This is a genomic window from Agrobacterium sp. SORGH_AS 787 (genome assembly GCF_030819035.1).
Taxonomy (GTDB): domain Bacteria; phylum Pseudomonadota; class Alphaproteobacteria; order Rhizobiales; family Rhizobiaceae; genus Agrobacterium; species Agrobacterium larrymoorei_B.
The window spans coordinates 823,013-845,782 of the sequence record NZ_JAUTBG010000001.1 but is presented as its reverse complement, the minus strand read 5'-3'; the positions used below and the strand labels follow the sequence as shown (position 1 = coordinate 845,782).

The following is a 22,770-nucleotide window of genomic DNA, read 5'->3' as shown; positions in this document are numbered from 1 at the left end:
GAGAAACCATGACGACCTTCAGCCTGGAAAACCGCACCGCACTCGTAACCGGCGGCAGCCGTGGCATTGGTGCCGCGATCGTTGCACTTTTCGCCGAACGGGGAGCACGTGTCGGCTATTGCCATTATGACGACCATACCAATGCCGAAGCCCTTTCGGCACGTCTTGCGGCCGATGGATACGCCGTGTCGCACACTGCCTGCGATGTATCGCACGCAGAGGATGTCGATGCACTTGCGCTCTGGGCCTCAGGCACGCTCGGCCATGTTGATATTCTGGTGAACTGTGCGGGAATTGCCGGCGACGTGTCGTTTGACGATATCACGATAGAGCTCTTTGACCGGATGATCGGTGTCCACCTGCGCGGCACCTTCATGGTCACGAAGAAATTTTATCCGGCGATGGTCGCGCGCGGTTGGGGCCGGATCATCAACTTCTCCTCGCAGCTCGCCTACAAGGGTGCGCCGGACCTCTCGCACTATTGTGCGGCCAAGGCCGGGATCGTCGGCTTTACGCGCGCCTTGGCGTATGAGGCGGCTCCGAAGGGGATCACCGTCAATTCCATCGCCCCGGGACCCATCGAGACCGAGATGCTCAGAGGACTGAGCGACAGCTGGCGGGCCATGAAGCAGGCGCAGCTCCCGCTCGGTCGTTTCGGCACGGTGGACGAGATTGCGCCGACCGTGTTGCTGCTCGCCTCCGAAGAAGGCGCTTATTATGTCGGCCAGACGCTGTCGCCGAATGGCGGCGATGTGATGATCTGACGCATAGATACAGGAACCGTGACCATGTTCGACCTCGTTATCCGCAATGGCCGTGTCGCCACCGCTTCCGATGTCTTCGGTGCCGATATCGGCATCCGTGACGGGCGCATTGTCCAGATTGGTGAAGGACTGGGGCCTGGCGCCGAGGAGATCGATGCAGCCAGGCGCTTGGTCCTCCCGGGCGGCATCGACAGCCATGTGCATCTGTCGCAGAATTCCGGGGACGGCATCGTCATGGCGGATGATTTCGAAAGCGGCACGCTGTCGGCGCTCTATGGTGGCAACACATGCGTCATGCCCTTCTGCCTGCAGACGAAAGGCCAGTCACTGCGCGACGCGCTGGCAGCCTATCATGCGTTGGCAGAGGGCAATTGCTTTACGGACGTGTCGTTCCACATGATCATATCCGATCCCTCGCCGAATGTTCTCGGCCAGGAGCTTCCGGCACTCGTGGCGGATGGCTACAGCTCGTTCAAGGTCTTTATGACCTATGAGGGCCTGCGCCTGAACGATGCTGAAATCATCCGGACCATGGATGTCGCCCGCCACACCGGGGCAAAGGTGATGGTTCATTGCGAAAACGAGGATGCCATCCGATACCTGATCGGGCTGCACGAAGAAGCCGGGAACGTCAGCCCGCTGGCTCATGCCACGACACGGCCGGTAGCGGTGGAGCGAGAAGCGACGCATCGCGCCCTGTCACTGGCCGAAATCGTCGATGTGCCCGTGGTCATAGTCCATGTCTCGAATGGTGCCGCCATCGATGAGATTCGCTCTGCCCGAATGCGTGGCAGGGCGGTCGTTGCCGAGACCTGCCCGCAATATTTGATGCTGACGGCGGACGACCTCAACGGGATGGATTGGGAAGGCGCGAAGTTCGTCTGCTCGCCTCCGCCACGCGACAGGAAGGAGCAGGAGGCCTGCTGGACAGGTATCCAGACCGGCGTATTCGATCTCTTCTCATCCGATCATTGTCCGTTCCGCTACAATGATCCCACCGGTAAGCTCAATCCGCAAGGGCGAAAGAGTTTCCGGCATGTGCCGAACGGGATACCTGGCGTGGAAACCCGTTTGCCTATTCTGTTTTCGGAAGGCGTGATGAAGGGGCGGATAGACCTTCAGCGCTTCGTGGCCGTGACATCAACCAACCATGCCAAGGCCTACGGGCTTACCCGCAAGGGAAGCATTGCCGTCGGAATGGATGCCGATATTGCCATCTGGGACCCGGAAATCCGGCGGGTGATCCGGCACGCCGATCTGCATGATGGCGCCGATTACAGTCCTTACGAAGGCTTGGAGCTTCGCGGATGGCCGGTCAGCGTCATTCTCGGCGGCAAGGTCATGCTGAAAGACGGTGTGCTTCTCGGGAGCAGGGGTGACGGTCGGTACCAAAAACGTCCCGTTTGAGATCAGCGCTGCGAAAGTCGGTCATGGTAGTAGTAGAATAATCCCCCGCGGGCAGCGTAATCCGACCGGAGTGAAACAAGGATCCGCGTTGGTGCATCGATCACTAAAAAAACGCACTTCGGTCTTTGATGCGGGGACATAACAAGCTGGGCTTTGCAGTTCAACTCTGCATACTGCGTTAAACGGGACGGCTTTTGTGGGATAATAAGCAGCCGCTCTTGGCAGTGATTAACTATCTCGCGGATCAGCTCGGTATCGATCCACGTATATATGATCTCTATGCACATCTGGTACAGACTCGCTTTGATCACAGCCAGCATTTTTGAACTATCTAGGTTTGCCGGCCGCCTGCAAACAGGATCGGCGTGCGGCTCTGGTCGCTGTGTTCGAAGCGGCAGTAGATGGTGATTCCGGTTTGGGAAAGAAGTGGTGACGCCCGCAGCAAGGCGAAAAGCTGTCGCGCATCTAATGGACCACCACCAGATGAGCGAACGGCGGGCGTGTAAGCCATCGGCTTTTGCCGGATGATGATCCGTTACGAAACCAGGCGCAGCGATGACCATGACCTTCGCAAGCGCTTGAAGGCGCTGGCGCATGAACGCCGCCGCTTTGGATATCGACGCCTTCATGTGCTGCTTAGGCGTGAGGGTCACCTTGTGAACCACAAGCGGCTCTTCCGGCTCTATCGGGAAGAGAAACTGACGGTGCGCAAGCGCGGCGGTCGGAAACGAGCGATAGGCACACGATCACTGATGCTGATCCCGCTTGCCGCCAATGATCGCTGGTCACTGGACTTCGTGTCGGATCAGCTCACCGATGGTCGCAGGTTCCGGGTGCTTACGGTCGTCGACGATTGCACCAGGGAGTGCTTGGGCCTCGTCGCCGATACGTCTCTTTCTGGCCTGCGGATTGCCCGTGAGCTGGACCGGATCATCGAAAGACGTGGCAAGCCGAAGATGATCGTCAGCGACAATGGTAGCGAGTTCACCAGCAACGCGATCTTGCAATGGACGGATCGGACCAAGGTGGAATGGCACTACATCGCACCGGGCAAGCCGATCCAGAACGCCTTCATCGAAAGCTTCAATGGGCGGCTGCGAGATGAGTTCCTGAATGAAACTCTCTTCTCATCAGGGACCCATGCTCGATCAGCGCTTTCAAACTGGCACTACGATTACAACGATCATCGACCACACTCTGGACTCGGTCGGATGACACCTGCCGAGTTCGCTTAGACAATCAACCCGCGACGTGATGCGGTGCTGCGCAGCCGGAATGGCTCCGCACCGCAACCCGCCGCTACCGACCCGAATACAGCAACCCAAAACCGCTGGAGCGAACTCAAAACTGGATAAAACTTGGGGGCAACGTCACGATCTTTACACTTCTTTAAAGACAGATGGGCCGAGACGGCGTATTAATTGCCCCATGAGAGCCGCCGCCGGCAATGTCAATGTCTCCCGCGCCGGTCCCGAGGCGGACCAGCTCAAGTACGGGTCCAGCAAGATTTTGGCCTAAAAGGCGAGTCAGTTCATTTCAGAGAATTCATCAGATGCATCTCCGGCTTGCGAGGTCGGACCCAGCATGTCATCTTCCCCTGTCAGCAGGTTGGGAGATAGGTCCATGGAAATGAAATGGTTGGAGGATTTCCTGTCTCTCTGCCATTACAAGAGTTTCACGCAGGCTGCCAATGACCGCAATATCACACAGTCGGCGCTCAGTCGGCGTATCCAGCAGCTGGAGCAATGGGCCGGCCTTCCGCTGGTCGATCGCTCCACCTATCCGGTACACCTCACGCCTGCCGGCGAGAGCTTCCTGCCGCGCGCTAGGAAAGCGGTCGACGCCATTTCGGCGTTGCGCGAGGAAACGCTGCAGCGCCATTCAGCACCTGACGAGATCTTGTCCTTCGCTACCATGAGTACTCTGGTGTTGACTTTCTTTCCCCTCTGGATGGAAAGGGTGGAAGCGTCCGGTGAGCCATTCCGTACGCGCTTCTCGGAAGCCTATTCGTCTTTCGCCACCAATGTTTCCAAGCTCTTGCGCAGCGAATGCGATTTCCTGCTCACCTATGCTCACGATTGTGTTCCGGCGATCCGTGAACTCGTCGACTACCCCTATCTGACGCTCGGGTCCGAACGGGTGATTGCCGTTTCCGCTGGGGACGGTGAGGGCAAACCGATCCACAAGCTCGCGCTCGATGGCGCGCCGGTGAATTACCTCGGTTATCGCGACAGTTCCTTCTTCGCCCAGGCGCTGCCTCAGGCGATTTTCGATCGAGCGTCCTTCCAGCTCAACACCGTTTATGAGAACGGAATGTCTGCCGCACTAAAGGCCATGGCAGTTGCCGGACACGGCGTCGCGTGGGTTCCCGAGAGCCTAGCGGTGGCCGAGATGAAGAATGGGCAGCTGGTTAGGGCGGCAGATCCCACGTTCGACATGATCGTAGAAATCCGCCTTTACCGCTCCTTTCGCCTGCGATGCAAAAGCGCCGGCCGGTTCTGGAAGCGCGCCGAGGAGGTCGGCACGCTCACGGACCGCGTCGCTCTTTCTGCTTGATCTTCACGCAGCCTTCGCTGGCGGAGAGAACAGGCCTTCGAGAAAGCGAAGATCCGCCTTTTCATCGAGTCGCTCAAGGCCAGCGGAAATCGCCTCAGCTTCAGGTGCGCCGTCGAGGCAATCGGCAAATTTCGCCTGGCGATCCTCCTGTGAGAATGGATTTGCCAAGCCGCCCCGCGCAGCCTGACGCTCAGTCTCCAGTACGCGTCCATCAGCCAGTGTGACCTTGAGCCTGTGCGGCAGCTGGTAGGTTTTCGCTTCTGCCTCCTCGGCCGCGCTGTAATGGGTCATGCCAATCTTCGCGAGCAACGGATCGGCAGCGAAGACGTCGACTGCGGCCGGGGTGAAATCGGACAGAGACAGGGTTTTATTTCGTAGCGCCAGTGCGAGGCAATATTGCATGGAAAACCGCGCCTGCATCTCGTTCTTCGGTTCGGGATAGGCAAGATTGCGATAGTTGGCGATGCCGACATGGCAGTGCGCGGATACGATTGCATCCGGATCGATGTCCGTTTCGCGCGTGAGGTCCAGCGCCGCATCGACGATGAGGTGGGTAGAGCCGCAGCAGGGATGCAGCTTCGGCATGACCCCGACTGTCTCGATCGTATGTTCGCGCGTCGCCGCGATGTCCGCAACGTCATAGCCTACGGGCCGTGCGCCGCCGAACATTTCTACAAAGCCTTGCTCGCCCTCTAGGATATCAAGTCGCCCGTGCATGCCTTCGGCCGCCAATAGGGCCGCTTCCACCGCGTTGCGTGCGGCCATGCCCGCGTGGAAGGGTTTTACCGGCGTGCCGAATTGGCCCTTGGTGCCGGACGCCATGCTGGCACCGAGCGACAATGCGCGGGCGATGCCCGCCAAATCGAGACCGATCAGTTTCGCCACACCTGCGGCCGTGCCGATACTACCGACGGTGGAGGTGCCGTGCCAGCCTGCAGTATAATGCGAACCTGCGACGCCGCTACCGACAAAGGCCTGCGCCTGCAGCCCCACGAGATAGGCATCGACCAATGCGCGCCCGCTCGCGCCGACGCGATCGGCAACCGCAAGCAGGGCCGGCACGATGACCGCCGACGCATGGCTCATCCCCGGGCGAAAATTGTCGTCATAGTCCAGCGCGTGAGCCGCTGTGCCATTGACCAACGCGGCGAAGGACGGAGACTGCCGGCCACCGGTGACGAGCGCTGCTTCTCCGGTGAGTTGCCAGCCTAAAGCGCGAGCGACGGCAACCGTGCTCTTGTCGTTGCGGCCGGCATAAAGGCAGGCGATCGTATCGGTGATCGCTTCCCGAGCTAAGCGGCGAGCGGTGTTGCTGGGGGCGGGCGGAGCGGCGCACCAGGCGGCGATGGTTTCGATGACGGTCATGATCAAAGGCCTCTTGTCTGCTTTTGGCAATGCACTTTCTGGCGGTCCCGACAGACACGGTTCGTAGAAAACTGAGTTTGATGAGATCAACCATCAGGACGTGTCATCGAGCGCGGCAAGCAGCAGGCGCAGCAGCCTTCCCATTTTGAAGCGGTTGACTTCGCGGCAGGCAATCCCCGTATCGACGCGGTGGACGACAACCATGTCCAGCGCCGGGATGACGATGCAGTAGTGCCCACCGGCACCCATGGCGGCGTAACTGCCCTTCGGGGTTATGGCGCCGGGCAGGAACACGCCGTCCCGTTCCAGCCACCACATGTAACCGTAGCCGCCGTGGGTGCCCGCGTCGGAATAGGGCATGACGCATTCCTGCGCCCAGCCCGTCGGCAGGATATGCACACCGTTCCAGATTCCCTGCTGCAGGAAGAGTTGCCCGAAGCGGGCAAGATCCCGGCTCGACATCCGGAACGGATAGGCGCGGTGGTGGCTGATATCGAAGCTCTCGTGCCATCCATCCGGCGTTTCGCCCTCAAGTGCAAAATCCTCCATGCCGATTGGCCCGGCGATGCGGCGCGCAAAAGCGTGATGCACCGTTTCACCGGTCACATTTTCGAAGATCGTGCCGAGCGCATTGAAATCCCAGTTGTTGTAACACCAGAAGGTGCCGGGCGCATGCGAATGACGCTTTTCCTTGATCCGCTGCATCCATGGGGTTTCGTAGCCCGCCGGATGGTAGATGCCCGACCGGGCCGTCAGGAGATCATAGATGGTCGCCTGCCTTTCGATGGTGCTCAGCCCTTGGTAGTCGTCGATACTGAGACTTTCCAGCGTGGCCGAGAGGTCGATCCTCCCTTCCTCAACCTCAAAGCCGATCAAAGCCGCGAGGAAGCTCTTGCGCATGGAGTGGCAGAGAAACTTCTTTTCTGCGTCACCGATCGACAGCACCACCTTGCCGTGGCGGACGACGAGCAGCATATCGGTTGCCTGCGATGCCACGCAGGCGCGCACCGCTTTCAGCCGCTCCTCGCGAAACGCGGCATCGGTCGCAGTGGCTTTCCCTTGCCGATCGTGAACCGGATGCGAGTTAGAGGAGCCCTTGGTCACGCCACCACCTCGGCATCGCGGGCAACGGCCTCGATGCTGGCTTGCAGGAACTCCCGGGTATAATCCTCCTTCGCTTCGGATTTGCGAATCTGTCCAGCCGTCAGTTCCTCGATGATACGCCCCTTGTGCATCATGCCAGCCCGCTCGCAGATATGGGCGATGACCGCGAGGTCATGGCTGACCATCAGATAGGTCAAGTTCCGCTCGGACCTCAGGCGTTTGAGAAGATTGAGTATTTCGGCCTGGACGGAGACGTCGAGCGCAGAGGTGGGCTCGTCGAGCAGCAGAATATCCGGTTCGATGATCAGAGCCCGGGCGATCGCCACGCGCTGGCGCTGGCCGCCCGACAATTCATGCGGATAACGGTAGCGGAAGGACGCACCGAGGCCGACGGCGTCGAGCGTCTCCGCAATGCGTTCGGATTGCCGGTCGAAGCCATGGATCTTCAGCGGCTCGGACAGGACCTTTTCGACGATCTTGCGCGGATGGAGCGAGCCGAAGGGATCTTGAAACACCATCTGCACCCGGCGGAAAAAACCTTTGTCGCGCTTCTTCGGGAGTTCGCGCTCGTTGAGCGTCAGTGCGCCATCGTACTCTACGTTGAGACCGGAAAGCGCCCGCAAGATGGTGGATTTTCCGCAACCTGATTCCCCGATCAAGCCGTAGGCTTCCCCCTTGCCGATGCGGAACGACACGTCGTCCACCACGTGATTGCGGGCGTGCTGCGGGCCGAAGCTGATGGAGAGGCCAATTGCCTCAATGAGGGGTCGGCTCGGTTTCATACGAGAACTCCGTTGCGATAGACGGGACCATCGAGCCAGGACGGATCGCGTACCGGCACTTTCAGTTCATCGGTTTCGGCGTCGAGACGCGGCAGGCTCTGCAGCAGCGCCTGGGTGTAGGGATGCTGCGCCTTGCGCAGGTCCCTGGCCGGCAAGTCCTCCATGATCCGGCCGGCATACATGACCAGCACACGGTCGCAGAAGCCGGCGACGAGATTGAGATCGTGGCTGATGAACATCAGGCCTGTGCCACGCCGCGTCACCAGTTCGTCGAGAATGGTCAGCACCTGGCGGCGCACCGTCACGTCGAGCGCTGAGGTTGGTTCGTCGGCGATGATCAGGTCAGGCTCGGGGATCAGCATCATGGCGATCATGATGCGCTGGCCCATGCCCCCGGAAACTTCGTGCGGAAACAGTTTGAAGACGCGCTCGGGATCGCGGATTTGAACCGATTCCAGCATAGCGAGCGCCTTCACCCGCGCCTCCGCCTTCGGCGATCTGTGATGCAGGCGGTAAGCCTCGACGATCTGCTGGCCGATGCGCATCAACGGGTTCAACGAATATTTCGGATCTTGAAGGATCATCGAGATGCGGTTGCCGCGGATTTTTCGCATGTCCTTTTCGCTTGCCGCGAGAAGGTCGATATCCTTGAAGCGCATGTGGCCCGCGCTGATTGTTGCCACTTTCGGCGTCAGTTTGAGGAGTGCACGGCCCGTCTGCGACTTGCCCGAACCGGATTCTCCGACGATGCCGACTTTCTCTCGGCCGATGGTGAATGACACGCCCCGTACGGCATCGAATGTGCGTTGCGGTGTTTCGAAGCGGATCGTCAGATCCTTGACGTCGATGAGCGGCTTATCCATGTCTGGGATCCAGTATGTCGCGCAGGCCATCACCTAACAGATTGAAGGCGAGGCTGGTGAGCAGGATAGCGATTCCGGGGATCGCGGCGATCCACCAGCTGGTCATGACGAATTCGCGGCCGGAAGACAGCATCGTGCCCCATTCCGGGCTGGGCGGCTGAGCGCCGAGACCGAGAAAACCGAGACCGGCGGCGGTGAGAATGATCGCGGCCATGTTGAGTGTGACGCGCACGACGACGGAGGGAATACACATCGGCATGATGTGGCCGAAGATGATGCGCAGGCTCGAGGCGCCCTGCAGGCGTATGGCGGCGATGTAGTCCGACTTGCGGATAGTCAGCGTTTCGGCGCGCGCAAGCCGCGCGATCGGCGGCCAGGAGGCGAGCGAGATGGCGATGATCGCATTTTCGATGCCCGGTCCGAGCGCCGCGACGAAAGCCAGCGCGAGGATAAGGTTCGGGAAGGCAAGGAACACGTCGACGATGCGCATCAGCACGGTATCGACCCAGCCGCCGAGATAGCCCGCCGTCGTGCCGACGATGAGGCCGATCGGCGCCACGATGACCGTCGTCAGAAGCGCGATGTAAAGGGTGATCCGGGCCCCGAAAAGAAGACGGCTGTAGACGTCCCGGCCGAGTTCGTCAGTGCCCAGCCAGTGCTCCGTGGACGGCGCGAGAAGACGGGCCGCGAGGTTTTGCTCGAAGATGTCGTGGGTTGCGAGGAGTGGCGCGAAAAGTGCCGCCAAAAGCAGTATGACGATAACGCACAATCCGAAAAGTGCTGAACCGTTGGCGCGTAAGCGTCGCCATTGCAGCCAGAATTGCTGCATGCGGGCATGGAAGGGCGAGGTAGGCACCGGCGCGCGCAGCCACGCGCCAAGCCCGCTTCGGGCGTTGGCGGCAGGAAGGGGCGGAGAGATGATGGCTTTTTCTCTCATGTGGCCTCAGCGGGTTCTGGGGTCGAAGACGCGATAGAGAAGATCGCAGATCAAGTTGAGGGTGACGAAAATGACGCCGACCAGGAGCGAGCAGCCCACGACCGCATTCATGTCACCAACGAGCAGGGCATTGGTGAGGTAACGGCCGAAACCGGGCCACGCGAACACCGTCTCGGTTAGCACAGCGCCTTCGAGAAGGAAGGCATAGGAGAGCGCCACCACAGTCATGACCTGCACGGCGACATTGCGGAAGGCGTGGATCCATACGGTGCGCGCCCAGGACAGGCCTTTTACGCGAGCGGTGACGATATATTCCTGTGACAGCTGCTCGATCATGAAAGAGCGTGTCATGCGGCTGATATAGGCAAGCGCACCGAAGCCGAGGATCGAGGCGGGGAGGATGATGTGGCCAAAGACGTTGCGAAAGACTTCCCAGTTGCCGACGATGGCCGTGTCGATCAGGTAGAAGCCGGTGATCGGTTCGATATCGAATTCATAGATGAAATCGATGCGTCCCGGCCCGCCGATCCAGCCGAGCGTGGCGTAAAACAGCACCAGCCCCATCAGGCCGAGCCAGAAGTTTGGCGCCGAATAACCGATCAGCCCGGTGAAACGGATAGCGTTATCAAGCCAGGAATTGCGATACATGGCCGAGAGTACGCCGGCTGGAATGCCAAGCCCGGTGCCGATGATGATCGACAGTGTGGCAAGCTCGATCGTCGCCGGGAAAACGCGGGCGATATCGTCGATAACAGGCTTGCCGGTCGTCAGCGCATTGCCGAAATCGAGCGACAGGATGCCCTTCACATAAACGCCAAACTGATACCAGAGCGGCTTGTCCATGCCGAGCGCCACGCGCATCTGCTCGTAAGCCTGTTGCGTGGCGTTATCGCCGAGAATGGAGGCGACGGGATCGATCGGCAGCATTCTGCCGATGAAGAAGGTCAATGCCGCAAGCCCGAACAGGGTGACGAAGATCGGCAGCAGCGTCTTGCTGAGAATGGTCAGCAAGACGAAAACCGGATTGGGCTTCATCCTGTTCCCCGCATCGCTGCTGGGATCCGAGTGGGTGAGGTCCGCCATGATCGGGCCGCCTACTTGGATGCCAGGTCGTAATAGACACGGAAACCGTTCCAGGTCCAATTCTGAACCTTATCGCTCATGCCGAGAATGTTATACATCTGGAACATGATGGCCATCGGGCCGGTCTCCATGACGTCCTTCTGCAGAGAAGCATACATTTCGTTGCGCTTGGCGGGATCGCTTTCCAGTAGCGCCGCCTGAACGCGCTTGTTGTAATCCTCATTCTGGAATGCTGCGCGCCAGGATGGATACTGTGTCAGCTTGGCTTCCGGGCGGTTGTCCGGATTGAAGACAAGACGCGATGCATTGCCATGCGCATCCGGAACGCCCGTCTGCCATGCCTGCATGCCAGTCTGGAACTCACGACCACGAATGCGGGCGAACAACTGGGCATTGGCCATGCGCTCGATATTCAGTTTCACGCCGATCTTGGCGGCATTGGCCTGAACACTCTGGGCGATCGGTGCCGAATGCGGCAGGGTGCCGATCAGAACGCTAGCTTCGAAACCATTCGGATAACCGCCCTCGACCAATAGTGCCTTGGCCTTTTCGATATCGAGCTTGAAGGGCTGGCCTTCCTGGGCATCGAGAGCGCCAACGGCACCGAGCTGTGCGAAGCTTGCACGTGGTACGCCGAGATAGGTCATGACCGATTTGCCCAGACCGTCGTAATCAATGAGGTAGCGCATGGCGAGGCGCACCTTTTCGTTCTTGAAGATCGGGTCGTTAGCGTTAAAGGTCCAGAAGAATAGCTGCGGTTTGAGCACGCGTTCGACCTTGAGGCCCGGCTTGCCGTCGAGATCGGCCAGATCGTCCGGCGACAGGTCGCGGGCGATATCGACGTCGCCCTGTTGCAGCAGAAGGCGCTGCGTGCCCGGCTCGGCGACGTGGCGGATCAGCACGCGTTTCAGCTTCGGTGCTTCACCATAATAATCGTCGTTGGCCTGCAGAACGATGGACTCGCCGGCATTCCACTGGACGAGCTTGTAGGGGCCGACGCAGGCTGTGTTGGTCGCCAGGTATTTGTTGCCCATATCTCCGTTGACTTCCTTCGAGGTCAACGTCTTCTGGTCGAGGATGGCCGACACCCGGTTGGCGCCAATCGCCTGCAGGATCAGATTTGTCGGATAGGGCTTGTCCAGCTTCATCACCAGTGTGTTGTCGTCCGGCGCGGTGATGAGATCCGCGACGTTTTCCTTGTTAAAACCGTATTCGGTCATCGCCGCGGCATTGCCGAAGCCGAGCCTGATGACGCGCTGCATCGACCAGGCCAATTCCTTGGCGGTGGCGGCTTCACCAGTCGGGAATTTCATCCCCTCGTTCAAATGGAATGTGATCTGCTTGCGATCCTCGGAAACATCCCAGCTTTTGGCCAGCAGCGGCACGACCTTGGATTCGTCATTCGGATCGAAATCCACCAGTGAATCGCAGGTGTTCTGCAAGAGTTCGTTGGTAACGACTTCGCCGACCTGGGCCGGATCGAAAGTGCTGATAGCATCGATGTTCCACGCCATGACCAGCGCCGATGACGGCGTGGCCGCCTGCGCCGGCAAGGCGATGGAGGAAAGAAGGGCGGTCGCGGCAGCGATTGCCTTCTTATGATCGGAAAAATGTTTCGTCATCATGCTTTCAGTTCCCCTTGTTTTTAGATCTTGAACGCTGATTTTGGGCCGGGGGGCCTTTTGGCGCCCCCGGTTATTTCGTCTCACGCGGCCTCCTTCGGGCGCGGTTGCAGCGGTGGCTGCACATCGGCCGGGATCGGGCAAACGTAGGCGGTCTTGCCTAAGCGCGCCTGATGGTCGGCCTTGGCGGCGGCCAGGAGATCGGCGTCTTCCAGAAGGTCGATCGCCGTGCCGGCCATCATCTTTGCGGCATGGGTCATGCCCTTGTGGGCGGCGGGCGTCTTGCCCTGCGCCGTGACCTGCCAGGAATGTCCCGGCGTACCGATCGCGATCGTTGCGGCATGCGCCTGCACGGTTGGCATCAGCCAGCTGACGTCACCGACATCGGTGGAGCCGATCATCGGTTCGCCATGAACGTCGAGCGGAACGATGAAATCACAAAGTGGCGTATCTTCGCGGCGCGGCAGGCCGGTGCGCTGATAGGCGTTGTCGATGTCCTCGTCGCTCAGCGTCGCCTGGATCTTTGCGGCAAACGCCTTGTCCTCGGCATCGAAGGGGACCGGGCCGAGACGCTCCAGATTGCGCTGCATCGCCTCTTCCAGCGGTCTGTTGGCAAGCAGATTGGAGACGGCGCTCATGATCGAGATTTCGACAGTGGTGCCGGTCATCATGGCGGCACCGAGCGCCACCTGCTTGACGCGCTCGTTGAGGTCCAGCATGCCCTTCAGGTCACGCGAGCGGATAGCATAACGCACGGCCGACTTTGCCTGCACGACGTTGGGCGCGATGCCGCCGGAATCCAGCATGGCATAGTGGATGCGGCTGGAGTCCGGCACGTGCTCGCGCAGATAGTTGACGCCGACATTCATCAGTTCGACGGCATCGAGCGCGGAGCGGCCGAGATGTGGGGCGGCGGCAGCATGCGAGGCGCGACCGGTGAACTTGAAATCCATGCGAGTATTGGCGAGCGACTGCGCACGGGCGACTTCCGTGAAAGCGCTCGGATGCCAGGTGATCGCCGCATCAACGCCGTCAAAGGCGCCTTCGCGGGCCATGAAGGATTTTGCCGCGCCGCCCTCTTCGGCTGGGCAGCCGTAATAGCGCACGCGGCCCGGCTTGCCGGTTTTTTCCAACCAGTCCTTGATCGCGGTCGCAGCAAGCATCGCGGCGGAACCGAGCAGGTTGTGACCGCAGCCATGGCCGTTGCCGTTGCCGGGCATCGGCTTCGGCTCGGCAATCCCCGCTTCCTGACTCAGCCCCGGCAGCGCGTCATATTCGCCGAGGATAGCGATGATCGGCCCGCCTTGGCCGGCTTCACCCATGACGGCCGTCGGAATGCCCGCTACGTTATCGGTGACGCGAAACCCCTGCTGGCGCAGCATCGCCGCATGTTCGGCTACCGAGGCATACTCGGTGTAGGCGATTTCCGGCATGCCCCAGACGCGGTCGCTCAGGGCTTCGAACTCCGTCCTGTGCTCATCGACGAGATCCCAGATCGGCTCACTGTTCTGCATGTCAACACTCTCCAATACGACTTGCTGTCAAAGATGTTTTCCGAGGAAGCGGGCAAAGGTGAGGAACACCTTCAAGCGGTTTTCGAACCGGGCGAACCCATGCCCCTCATGGTCGATTCGCAGATACTCACAGTCGTGGCCGAGGCCGCTCAGGCAGGAATAGACGTCCTCGCTCTGGCCCATCGGTACGCGCGGATCGCGGTTGGCGTGGACGATGAGAAGAGGTGCCTTCATGCGGGAAATCCGGTTGATCGGCGAAAACCGCTCCAATGCCTCGCGCATCGCTGTCGGATCGCCATACTCGGCAGCACGCTGCTGACGCCCCCAGGGGCCGGTGGCAATAAGATGGGTGAGGAAATTGCCGACACCGTAGAAATCGACGCCGAGCGACCAGAGTTCGGGATCCTCCGTCAGCGCGGACAGAACCATGAAGCCTCCATAAGAGCGACCGAACACGCCGATACGGTTGGTGTTCACGTCATCGCGGGCGCCCACCGCCAGCCGGATCGCCTTCAGGTCGGCGACCGAATTCATCCGCTTCTCGCGATCGTCGAGCTCATGGAATGTCCGGCCATAGCCGGTGCTGCCGCGCACATTGGGCGCCACGACCATAACTCCCTGGCTCAGCAGGAACTGCACGTCAGCGCGAAAATCCGGCCGCCACTGCATTTCGGGTCCGCCGTGTACGATGAAAAGTACGGGGTAGCCATCGGTCGGCGGCGGCGTTTTCGGTGTGTAGACGCAGGCCGGTATGCCGAGGCCGTCGAAGCTCTCGAAACGCTCGATGACCGGATCGACAAAGCTCGACATATCGAGCCCTCTCGCATCCACGCCCACCAGTTCCTCGAAATGACCGACTCCAAGATCGAGCCTCCAGATTGTCGGCGGTCTCGATGCGCTCTCCAGCGGAAAAATCAGGGAGCTGCCATCTGGCGTGAAGGCGATCGAGCCGATCACGCCGGATGGTTGCTCCTCGAAAGAGATGAGGCCGCTGCCATCGCGATCGACGATGCCGATACGGCTCCAGCCATCTTCGTTTGCGAGAAACGCGATGCGGGTCTGATCGGGAGATAGCGCGAGCGCCTCGATATTGCGGTTGGGAAGCTCCACCACCGGCGCGGCGCTGCCGCCCTCAGCCGCAAACCGGCTGATTGCCATGAAGTCGCTGTCCTGGTCGCAGACGGTCACACCGCCGCTGCCATCCTTGAAAAGTCGGGCGGCAAGATAACGCGCCTTGCCCTCATGCGGCATCAGAGGGGTGAGGGCACTTTTGTCGATATCGAGACGGTAGATGTCCTGGTCGTTGCCTGAGCGGACAGATTCCCGCACTAGAAGCGATTGACCGTCCGGGGAAAAGGCCATCACTTCGCGCATGCCACGACCGCTGAACACGGTTGAGACCTCGCCGGTGGCTATGTCCATGACTTGCACATCCATGTCATGGGGCGATCGGGCGTTCGAAGCGTAAGCTATGCGCTTGCCATCCGGCGACCATGCACCCCACAGATGCACGACGGTCGGCGCTTTTGTCAGTGGCAGGGGCGCGGAGTCGAGATCCGGTAGCAACCATAGTTGATGGCGTTCGTCGCCGCCGCAATCCATGGTGAAGAGAATTCCGGCTCCTTTAGGGTTGAAAGCGAAAGCGCCGACCGGCTCCGGCATGCGCGTCAGCTGTCGCGCTGTCCCGACATTCTCCGTCAGGGGCCTGACAAAAAGCTGGTTGAAGCCGGTCTCGTCGGAGAGGTAGGCAAGCCATGCACCGTCGGGCGAAACCGCAGGCGTCTTGACGGCGCGAACTTCCAAAAATGGATTTATGGCTGCGGCTGTAAACATCTTCGCTGTCATGCGCCATGCTCCATCACAGCCCGCTCGGTGGGATGCAGCTGATGGCGAAGCCTCTCACCCGCAGCGACCAGCTCCTCGAACATTGCGCCCTTGGTGGATTGGTGATTTGCTTCCGTGACGATCGTGAAGCCTGCTTCGGGCCATGCCCGGTGCAGCCGCCAGGCCGACAGCATCGGCGTGACTGTATCATAGCGACCGTTGACGATCTGGCAGGGCAGGTGGCGTATCCGATCGACACCGGCGAGCAGCTGGCCAGGCGCCAGAAATGCGCCGTTCATGCAGTAGTGCGTAAACAGCCGTGCCACCGAAAGCGCTGACTTGGGATCCAGCAACGTTGCCACATGGGCGGGGTCGGGAAGAAATGTCTGGGTCTTGGCGGAGAATTCCCGCAAACTCAGTGCCGCGGCCACTTCCGTCTGCGCGTTACCGCATGTCAGTCTGCGATAATAGGCAGACAGAAGATCATGGCGCTCCGCCTCGGGAATGAAGGCTGCGAACTCTTCCCAGTGATCCGGAAAGATTGCGCGCATGCCGTTGAACCACCAGTCGATGTCGTCCGGCCCCGCCAGGAAGATGCCGTGAAGGCGAAAGCCGAAGCAGCGCTCGGGATGCGCCTGCCCATAGGCGAGTGCCAGACAACTGCCCCAGGACCCGCCGGCAACAAGCCAGCGATCGATGTCGAAATAATTGCGGATGGATTCGATGTCGGCGATCAGTGCCGAGGTCGTGTTGCCCTCAATGCTCGCATGTGGCGTGGACTTGCCCGCGCCACGCTGGTCGAACGTGATGACGCGGAATGCAGAGAGATCAAAACTTTCGATCTGTCCGCGGGATATGCCGGCTCCGGGCCCGCCATGAAGCAGGATGACCGGGATCCCTGTGTGGGCTCCGTAATCCTCGACATTCAGAACATGGCCGCCCCCCACGTCAAACTCGAAAATACGCTTTTTGCTGTCACCGTCTGTCATCATAGAAGGCCAATCACGACAAGCAGAAATGTGCGCATTTCTGCTTAAATTGTAGTCGGAGTTATATTTTGGGCATCATGGGCGAGAAGGTGCGCGAGCGTCCAATGCAAAATTGAAATCGCCCATTCCGCTTTGGAATAGTTTGGGATCTTAGCTGGAGAGCGGGTTCGAACGCAGTGTGGTCGGGCCCGACGTCGTCGAGATTCGATGTCTCCCTGCCAAAACAGGTCCGCGTTGGAGTGTTGATCGCCCAGTAACACTGATCGGTTTCGTTTGAATTAAGCGATCGGGAATTTCAATCGTTTTGGCCAACCATAGCGGTGTCGATGGTCCGAATCCATTCAACAGCGATGACCAGACGTAATTACCCGACCGTCGGGATACGATGTCTCACAGGTCGTTCATCAGCAATGTCTTTGATTGACGTCAGCCCAAGCAAGCCAATGTTGCGGTGAAGTTCATCATGCAAGATTGCGGCCGCTTTTGCCACGCCCGCCATACCACCAACAGTGGCAGCATAGAGGAACGGTCTCCCAACGAAAACAAACTGTGCGCCCAAGGCCAGGGCCTTTACGATGTCGGTGCCTCGCCTAATGCCCCCATCCAACATGACGGGAACGGCGTCGCCGATACTCGAGACAATACCGGGCAACGCGGTAAGTGGAGCTATTGCTCCGTCGAGTTGACGTCCGCCGTGATTCGAAACAATGATGCCATCAACCCCGTTCTCTACTGCGATCTTGGCGTCCTCGGGGTGTAGAATACCTTTGATGACGAGGTTGCCAGTCCACCTTTCGCGGATTCTGGCGACGTGGCTCCAGTCCAGGTGATCCTTCTTTCCGAAATCGCGCATCACGTTCGAGGCGATGATCGGAGCGCCGCGTGTGGCAAAGGAGTTCTCAAAATGCGGTATACCGTGGTTGATGATCGTCCGCATGAAGGTTGCGACCGTCCACTTGGGGTGAGTGAGCCCTTGCCAGGCGAGACGTAAGCTGGGGCGCAACGGGGTCGAGAAGCCCGCTCGGACGTTGTTTTCGCGGTTAGCCAGCACTGCCGTATCGACGGTGAGGACCAATGTCTTGAAACCCGCTCTCGCAACGCGTTCGATGAGAGCGTCGATTTTCTCAGGCTCACCCGGCAGATAGGCCTGAAACCAGGAGCGGGGTGCGGCCGTGGCAACGTCCTCAAGCCGGATCAACGAAGACCCGCTCATGATCATTGGAATGCCTGAGGCCTGCGCCGCCTCGGCTAGGACGAGATCACCACGGTAGGCCATCAGGGCGCTGATGCCCATCGGTGCGATACCGAAAGGTGCTGTCCACTCTTCTCCAAACAGCTTAGCCGCCGTGGTGCGGGCCGAGACGTTTCTTAGAACACGCGGCGCAAAGCCTATCGCCTTGAATGCCTCCTCATTCATCCGACGTGAGGCGTTCGTTTCACTTCCGCCCGCGATATAGCCGAACAAAGGCGCAGGGAGGTGGCGCCTCGCCAGCGCTTCAAAATCATCAAGCGAAAGGACGCTGTCCAAACGTCGTGCAGATTTTGCCGCGAAGATGGGGGATGTCATCTGCCATATCCAAGCTATTGACCGAGCAAGAAGCGCCGGAACACTGCCGAAAGTAGAAGGGCGCCGCGTGGCGCCCCAAGTTTTAGTCTTCGCTCGCCTCGAACGCAGCTTTCCTGTTTTTGCGAATGGTCGGCAAAATCAAAGTCAGCAACATGAGGGCCGTCAGTGCCAGAAGGACGGCGCTTATCGGTCGCTCGAAGAACACCAGCCAGTCACCCTGCGAAAGCAGCATGGCGCGTCGCAGGTTCGTCTCCAGCAATGGACCGAGAACAAACCCGAGAAGGAGCGGGCCTGGTTCGCATTTCGCCTTACGCAGAACGTAACCCAGAACACCAAACAGGATGACCAGGGCGACATCGAAACCACGGTTGCTGACGCTGTAGACACCTACGCAGCAGAACAACAGGATGGCCGGGTACATGATGCGGTAAGGGATTTGCAGCAACTTTACCCAGAGCCCGATCAACGGAAGGTTGATCACGAGGAGCATCGCATTACCGATCCACATTGACGCCACCAGCCCCCAGAACAGGCCGGGCTGGTTCTGGATGACGGATGGTCCGGGCGTGATGCCGTGGATCGTCATCGCACCAAGCATCATGGCCATGATGGAGTTGGAGGGAATGCCGAGAGTCAGGAGCGGAATGAAGGACGATTGCGCACCGGCATTGTTCGCGGCTTCCGGTCCAGCCACACCGGCGATAGCGCCGTGACCGAACTTTTCCGGCGTCTTGGACATGCGCTTCTCGACGGAATAGGCGCTGAACGCGCTTAAGGTTGCTCCGCCGCCAGGCAGAACGCCCAGAATGGTGCCGACGCCTGTGCCGCGCAGGACCGCGCCCCAGCTTTCCTTGAATTCTTCACGCGTCGGCCATAGGCGACCGATCTTGCTCTGTAGAACGCCGCGGACCTCCTTCGACTCGAGATTGGTTGCGATCTCCGCAATCCCGAAAAGACCAACAGCGATGACGACGAACTCGATGCCGTCATAAAGATCCGTCGATCCGAAGGTCATGCGGGCCGAACCGCTGTTGACGTCGATGCCAACCATGCCGAGCACAAGGCCAAGGCAAACCATACCGATTGCCTTGACCACGGAGCCATGCGCCAAGATCGTCGCTGCCAACAAACCGAAGATGCAGAGCGATACGTATTCTGCGGGCCCGAAGGAAAGAGCGAAGGACGAAAGCGTCGGACCTGCGACCGCCAGCGCAATCGTGGAAACAGTGCCCGCGAAGAATGAACCTAACGCCGCAATCGCCAATGCCGCGCCGGCCCGACCTTTTCGAGCCATCTGGTATCCGTCGATCGCCGTGACGACAGCCGAAGCTTCACCGGGAAGGTTCACCAGGATCGCCGTTGTGGAGCCACCATATTGCGCGCCATAAAAAATGCCGGCCAGCATGATCAGCGCGCCGAGTGGCGGCAGGAAGAATGTGACGGGTAAGAGAATTGCAACGGTCGCGGTCGGGCCAATGCCAGGCAAAACGCCGATCAAGGTGCCAAGAAGCGCCCCGATGAAGCAAAACATCAAATTTGTCGGTGTCAATGCTTCGGAGAAGCCAAGCATCAAGACGTCGAGAAATGCCATCGAAGTAATCCGATCAGGTCAGGATGGCGATCACAGAGGCCAAATGGGCATCTGGACGCCGAGTCCGTAGATAAAGAGAAGCGCGCCGAGCGTGGTCAGGATCGCGGTCGAGATGAAGATTTCTCGCCATCTCGATTCCGGGTCAGCGAGACTTCCAACGACAAGAAGCCAGATTGTCGCAACAACGAAGCCAAGGCTTTCTGCGGCGAAAGCAAATCCAGCAATGCCGATGACCAGAATGATCAAGGGCTTTGGATTGACGGCATCAAGGGCTTCGTAAGGTTTGGTCAAAGCTTTGATCAGCACAACGGCCCCGATCAAAGCAATGATGACGCAAAGCGACCTTGGCAGGAAGCCCGGCCCCATCATCGCCGGCGTGCCGAATGACAGGTCACGCCCGGCCCAAAGGCCAAGCGCTCCCAGAAAGATCATGACACAACCAGCAAGAATATCGGGAAAGTCCCGGGTCTTGGTTGCAGATTTCATGTTCATTGCTGCACCCACGGCGTCTTGTTCCAGATTTCCTGGAAGCGGGCGAGGCGGTTTGGCATTTCCTTTTCCCAATCGGGACCACTAAGATACGCCAGTGGCAACGCCATTTGCTTGGCCTGTTTCTGGAAGTCGGGATTGTCGAGCGTCGCCTTGACAGCTGCTGCAAAGCGATCGGCAATCTCGGCAGGCACTTCGCGGGGTGCGGCAATACCGCGCTCCGAAGTCATCTCTACGTTGAAGCCAGACTCGATGGCAGTGGGTACGTCTGGGAGCTGCGGCGACCGCTCTTTGCCGAAGGTGTTGATCATCCTGAGACCGGATGTGTCGTTGCCGGCAAATTCACTGACGTTCAGGCCGCCGCCATTGACCTGAGAGCCCAGGATTGCCGTGCGCGTTTCGCCCGCGCCATTGAACGGAATATGCGTGATCGTCGTGCCGGACTCGGCGCCGAGAATGATGATCGCCAGATGGTCATCGGTGCCGATACCCGAGGAGCCGTAGGATACGGCACCGGGCTTTGCCTTCGCCGCAGCCACGAAATCAGCAAGCGTTTTGATCTCAGAGTTCGCTGGCACAACGATTGCGGCCGGATCATCAACGATGCGCGCCACCGGCTTTATCGTCTTGGGATCGTATCCGAGCTTCCTCTGAACCTGCATGGAGAGAAAACCCGGCGTATTGATGAACGAGAAGGTGTATCCGTCAGGCTTTGCCTTTGCCAGCGCCGTGTAGGCGATTTCGCCGGATGCACCTGGGCGGTTCTCGATGACGATGTCGGCCCCGAGCTCCTTTTCGAGGAAGGGCTGCATCGCGCGTGCCATGACATCGGTGCTGCCACCGGGTGCAAAAGCAACGATCATCTGGATCGGACGATCCTTGGGCCACTCGGCATGAGCAAATTGGGCGGATGCGGTGAGAGCCGCGACCGCGAGCGAGAGAGCGAAAACGTTTCTTTTCAAATCCAATCCTCCTTTGGATGGTGGCCGTCAAACGGTGCGAAGACGTCACTGCCAGGGCAGACGCTTGGCGGCCGTAGAATGCTGCTGTGGTAATTGTGGATGAAGAAATGGCGCCGTGCGCGTAAGCACGTCATCCGACGCCGATATCCGTTGTGTGCTTGGTCAGTCGCTCGCGCGTCGATCAGCCAAGCTGTGCGCGCATGATGTTTTGGGTTGAACCGATCTTAGCTGCCTTGGCCAGTTGCGACAGGCTCAAAAAACACGTCTTGCCACGTGGCCAATTTCGACTTCAGCAGGCCTGCTTCAAACATGAAGTCCGCGAAGACCATCACACCTTTGGGCTGAACGCCCCACTCGTCTTTGACGGTCGCCAGCATTTTCTCGATTTGGTCGGCATTGAGAGACGATTTCTCCGAGGCTAAAAAGATTTCAGCCGCTTCTTTTGGATTGTCGCGAATGAAGTTGTCGGCCTCCTGGATCGCTGCGACGACAGCGAGCGAGGCGTCCTTACGATCTTCGATGAACTTGCCCGTCGTTGCCAGCAATCCGCTCGTGACCTGCTGTCCGAGATAGTCTGAGAAGTTGAAAAGCTTGTGGACCTTCGGGTTCGCATCTAGCACATCGCTGTAGGGATGGGGCGCAACATAGGCGCTGATGGTACCACCAGCAAGAAGGCCGCTCGTTGCGTCAGGATGTGGCAGTTGCACCATCATCGTGTCGAAGTGCTTTGCATCGCCGAAGGCTTTCTTTGCCGCCATTCGGACCAGCAGACCCTGTTGACCGGTCGTCGATGTGACGGCAATCCGATCATTGGCTCCGAGATCCTTGAGGTCCTTGATCTCTGCCTTGTTGGTGTAGAAACCATTGTCGCCTGCGACAAGTGCCGCAAGGCCGCGAATCTTGATTGAGTTCTTCGTCTTTTCCGCAGCGATCAGCATGCCGGGAAGGCCATAGGCACCGATGTCGATCGTTCCGCTGATCAAGGCGTCGTTGATGGCAGGCGCACCGCTGATCTTTTTGATCTCAACGGTCGTGTTGATGCCTTTTGCGGCCAGTTGCTTGGAGAAGAAGCCCTTCTGCTCCGCGACAACAACAGGCAGATAGGCATACCCATACTGGATAGCGATCGAGATCGGCTTTTCTTCTGCGGCTCTGGAAACGGTGGTTGAAACTGTGAAAAGCGACAGTGCGGCGATCGCGGCAAGAGCGGCGCGCCGGCGAAGTTTCTGTTGCATACTTCCTCCCGAAGTGCTTTTTGAAACGGCGTTGCAAAATAATGATGTCATCTCGGCTGCGCTGTCAACCGCTTTTGTGACGATCGTTGATTACTGCTGCCGGTGCCAAGACTGTG

The 22,770-nt window shown here is 59.4% G+C and carries 18 protein-coding genes and 1 pseudogene; 4 read left to right on the top strand and 15 right to left on the bottom strand.

Annotated elements, in window-relative coordinates; translation table 11 throughout:
* The first annotated feature begins 8 nt into the window (after nucleotides 1–8).
* From QE435_RS03680 to QE435_RS03665, 4 genes and pseudogenes are all read left to right on the top strand, one after another.
* The gene (locus tag QE435_RS03680; RefSeq protein WP_309769504.1) at nucleotides 9–764 is read left to right on the top strand and encodes a 3-oxoacyl-ACP reductase family protein; all 756 of its coding nucleotides are present in this window, start codon (nucleotides 9–11) and stop codon (nucleotides 762–764) included.
* Nucleotides 765–782: 18 nt separating this feature from the next.
* Nucleotides 783–2,171 (top strand): dihydropyrimidinase, encoded by a 1,389-nt coding sequence (gene hydA / locus QE435_RS03675; RefSeq protein WP_349040294.1) that lies wholly within the window; start codon nucleotides 783–785, stop codon nucleotides 2,169–2,171.
* A 417-nt stretch (nucleotides 2,172–2,588) separates the two neighbouring features.
* A pseudogene (locus QE435_RS03670) lies at nucleotides 2,589–3,526 on the top strand (IS3 family transposase); the annotation flags it as partial.
* A gap of 268 nt (nucleotides 3,527–3,794) precedes the next feature.
* Nucleotides 3,795–4,727, top strand: coding sequence for a LysR family transcriptional regulator (locus QE435_RS03665; protein WP_306929329.1), 933 nt, complete (start codon nucleotides 3,795–3,797; stop codon nucleotides 4,725–4,727).
* Nucleotides 4,728–4,730: 3 nt separating this feature from the next.
* Here QE435_RS03665 and QE435_RS03660 read toward each other — a convergent pair whose 3' ends face one another.
* The 15 genes from QE435_RS03660 to QE435_RS03590 all read right to left on the bottom strand — a co-directional run bounded on the left by QE435_RS03660 (nucleotide 4,731) and on the right by QE435_RS03590 (nucleotide 22,654).
* A complete protein-coding gene (locus tag QE435_RS03660) occupies nucleotides 4,731–6,092 on the bottom strand; it encodes an MmgE/PrpD family protein (RefSeq protein ID WP_349040293.1) in 1,362 nt (453 codons plus the stop codon).
* 93 nt (nucleotides 6,093–6,185) lie between these two features.
* Entirely contained in the window at nucleotides 6,186–7,196 is a 1,011-nt protein-coding gene (locus tag QE435_RS03655; RefSeq protein WP_349040292.1) for a serine hydrolase, read from the bottom strand.
* A complete protein-coding gene (locus QE435_RS03650; RefSeq protein ID WP_349040291.1) occupies nucleotides 7,193–7,978 on the bottom strand; it encodes an ABC transporter ATP-binding protein in 786 nt (261 codons plus the stop codon). The genes QE435_RS03655 and QE435_RS03650 overlap by 4 nt, the downstream gene beginning before the upstream one ends.
* The gene (locus tag QE435_RS03645; protein WP_349040290.1) at nucleotides 7,975–8,841 is read right to left on the bottom strand and encodes an ABC transporter ATP-binding protein; all 867 of its coding nucleotides are present in this window, start codon (nucleotides 8,839–8,841) and stop codon (nucleotides 7,975–7,977) included. The genes QE435_RS03650 and QE435_RS03645 overlap by 4 nt, the downstream gene beginning before the upstream one ends.
* A complete protein-coding gene (gene nikC, locus QE435_RS03640; protein WP_306929338.1) occupies nucleotides 8,834–9,778 on the bottom strand; it encodes a nickel transporter permease in 945 nt (314 codons plus the stop codon). The genes QE435_RS03645 and nikC overlap by 8 nt, the downstream gene beginning before the upstream one ends.
* A 6-nt stretch (nucleotides 9,779–9,784) precedes the next feature.
* Complete coding sequence (locus tag QE435_RS03635) at nucleotides 9,785–10,813, bottom strand: ABC transporter permease (RefSeq protein ID WP_162746159.1); 1,029 nt, start codon at nucleotides 10,811–10,813, stop codon at nucleotides 9,785–9,787.
* Nucleotides 10,814–10,872: 59 nt separating this feature from the next.
* Complete coding sequence (locus QE435_RS03630; protein ID WP_349040289.1) at nucleotides 10,873–12,486, bottom strand: ABC transporter substrate-binding protein; 1,614 nt, start codon at nucleotides 12,484–12,486, stop codon at nucleotides 10,873–10,875.
* An 80-nt stretch (nucleotides 12,487–12,566) separates the two neighbouring features.
* Nucleotides 12,567–13,997, bottom strand: a complete 1,431-nt coding sequence (locus QE435_RS03625) for a M20 family metallopeptidase (protein ID WP_349040288.1) — start codon at nucleotides 13,995–13,997, stop codon at nucleotides 12,567–12,569.
* Between the two features lie 27 nt (nucleotides 13,998–14,024).
* Entirely contained in the window at nucleotides 14,025–15,842 is a 1,818-nt protein-coding gene (locus QE435_RS03620; protein ID WP_306929342.1) for a S9 family peptidase, read from the bottom strand.
* Entirely contained in the window at nucleotides 15,839–16,810 is a 972-nt protein-coding gene (gene pip, locus QE435_RS03615) for a prolyl aminopeptidase (protein WP_349040287.1), read from the bottom strand. The genes QE435_RS03620 and pip overlap by 4 nt, the downstream gene beginning before the upstream one ends.
* A 364-nt stretch (nucleotides 16,811–17,174) precedes the next feature.
* Complete coding sequence (locus tag QE435_RS03610; RefSeq protein WP_349040286.1) at nucleotides 17,175–18,377, bottom strand: alpha-hydroxy acid oxidase; 1,203 nt, start codon at nucleotides 18,375–18,377, stop codon at nucleotides 17,175–17,177.
* 82 nt (nucleotides 18,378–18,459) lie between these two features.
* Nucleotides 18,460–19,968, bottom strand: coding sequence for a tripartite tricarboxylate transporter permease (locus QE435_RS03605; RefSeq protein WP_306929348.1), 1,509 nt, complete (start codon nucleotides 19,966–19,968; stop codon nucleotides 18,460–18,462).
* A 30-nt stretch (nucleotides 19,969–19,998) separates the two neighbouring features.
* A complete protein-coding gene (locus QE435_RS03600) occupies nucleotides 19,999–20,460 on the bottom strand; it encodes a tripartite tricarboxylate transporter TctB family protein (protein WP_309769494.1) in 462 nt (153 codons plus the stop codon).
* Nucleotides 20,457–21,419: a tripartite tricarboxylate transporter substrate binding protein gene (locus tag QE435_RS03595; protein WP_309769493.1), complete on the bottom strand. Its 963-nt coding sequence runs from the start codon at nucleotides 21,417–21,419 to the stop codon at nucleotides 20,457–20,459. Before QE435_RS03595 ends, QE435_RS03600 begins: the two co-directional genes overlap by 4 nt.
* 224 nt (nucleotides 21,420–21,643) lie before the next feature.
* The gene (locus QE435_RS03590; RefSeq protein ID WP_349040285.1) at nucleotides 21,644–22,654 is read right to left on the bottom strand and encodes an ABC transporter substrate-binding protein; all 1,011 of its coding nucleotides are present in this window, start codon (nucleotides 22,652–22,654) and stop codon (nucleotides 21,644–21,646) included.
* Nucleotides 22,655–22,770: the final 116 nt, after the last annotated feature.

Excerpts from the sequence above, each read along its gene's own strand:
- QE435_RS03680 (WP_309769504.1), top strand. The coding sequence starts at position 9 with ATGACGACCTTCAGCCTGGAAAACCGCACCGCACTCGTAACCGGCGGC.
- QE435_RS03665 (WP_306929329.1), top strand. The coding sequence starts at position 3,795 with ATGGAAATGAAATGGTTGGAGGATTTCCTGTCTCTCTGCCATTACAAG.
- QE435_RS03660 (WP_349040293.1), bottom strand. The coding sequence starts at position 6,092 with ATGACCGTCATCGAAACCATCGCCGCCTGGTGCGCCGCTCCGCCCGCC.
- QE435_RS03650 (WP_349040291.1), bottom strand. The coding sequence starts at position 7,978 with ATGAAACCGAGCCGACCCCTCATTGAGGCAATTGGCCTCTCCATCAGC.
- QE435_RS03645 (WP_349040290.1), bottom strand. The coding sequence starts at position 8,841 with ATGGATAAGCCGCTCATCGACGTCAAGGATCTGACGATCCGCTTCGAA.
- nikC (WP_306929338.1), bottom strand. The coding sequence starts at position 9,778 with ATGAGAGAAAAAGCCATCATCTCTCCGCCCCTTCCTGCCGCCAACGCC.
- QE435_RS03635 (WP_162746159.1), bottom strand. The coding sequence starts at position 10,813 with ATGAAGCCCAATCCGGTTTTCGTCTTGCTGACCATTCTCAGCAAGACG.
- QE435_RS03630 (WP_349040289.1), bottom strand. The coding sequence starts at position 12,486 with ATGATGACGAAACATTTTTCCGATCATAAGAAGGCAATCGCTGCCGCG.
- QE435_RS03625 (WP_349040288.1), bottom strand. The coding sequence starts at position 13,997 with ATGCAGAACAGTGAGCCGATCTGGGATCTCGTCGATGAGCACAGGACG.
- QE435_RS03620 (WP_306929342.1), bottom strand. The coding sequence starts at position 15,842 with ATGACAGCGAAGATGTTTACAGCCGCAGCCATAAATCCATTTTTGGAA.
- pip (WP_349040287.1), bottom strand. The coding sequence starts at position 16,810 with ATGACAGACGGTGACAGCAAAAAGCGTATTTTCGAGTTTGACGTGGGG.
- QE435_RS03610 (WP_349040286.1), bottom strand. The coding sequence starts at position 18,377 with ATGACATCCCCCATCTTCGCGGCAAAATCTGCACGACGTTTGGACAGC.
- QE435_RS03605 (WP_306929348.1), bottom strand. The coding sequence starts at position 19,968 with ATGGCATTTCTCGACGTCTTGATGCTTGGCTTCTCCGAAGCATTGACA.
- QE435_RS03600 (WP_309769494.1), bottom strand. The coding sequence starts at position 20,460 with ATGAACATGAAATCTGCAACCAAGACCCGGGACTTTCCCGATATTCTT.
- QE435_RS03590 (WP_349040285.1), bottom strand. The coding sequence starts at position 22,654 with ATGCAACAGAAACTTCGCCGGCGCGCCGCTCTTGCCGCGATCGCCGCA.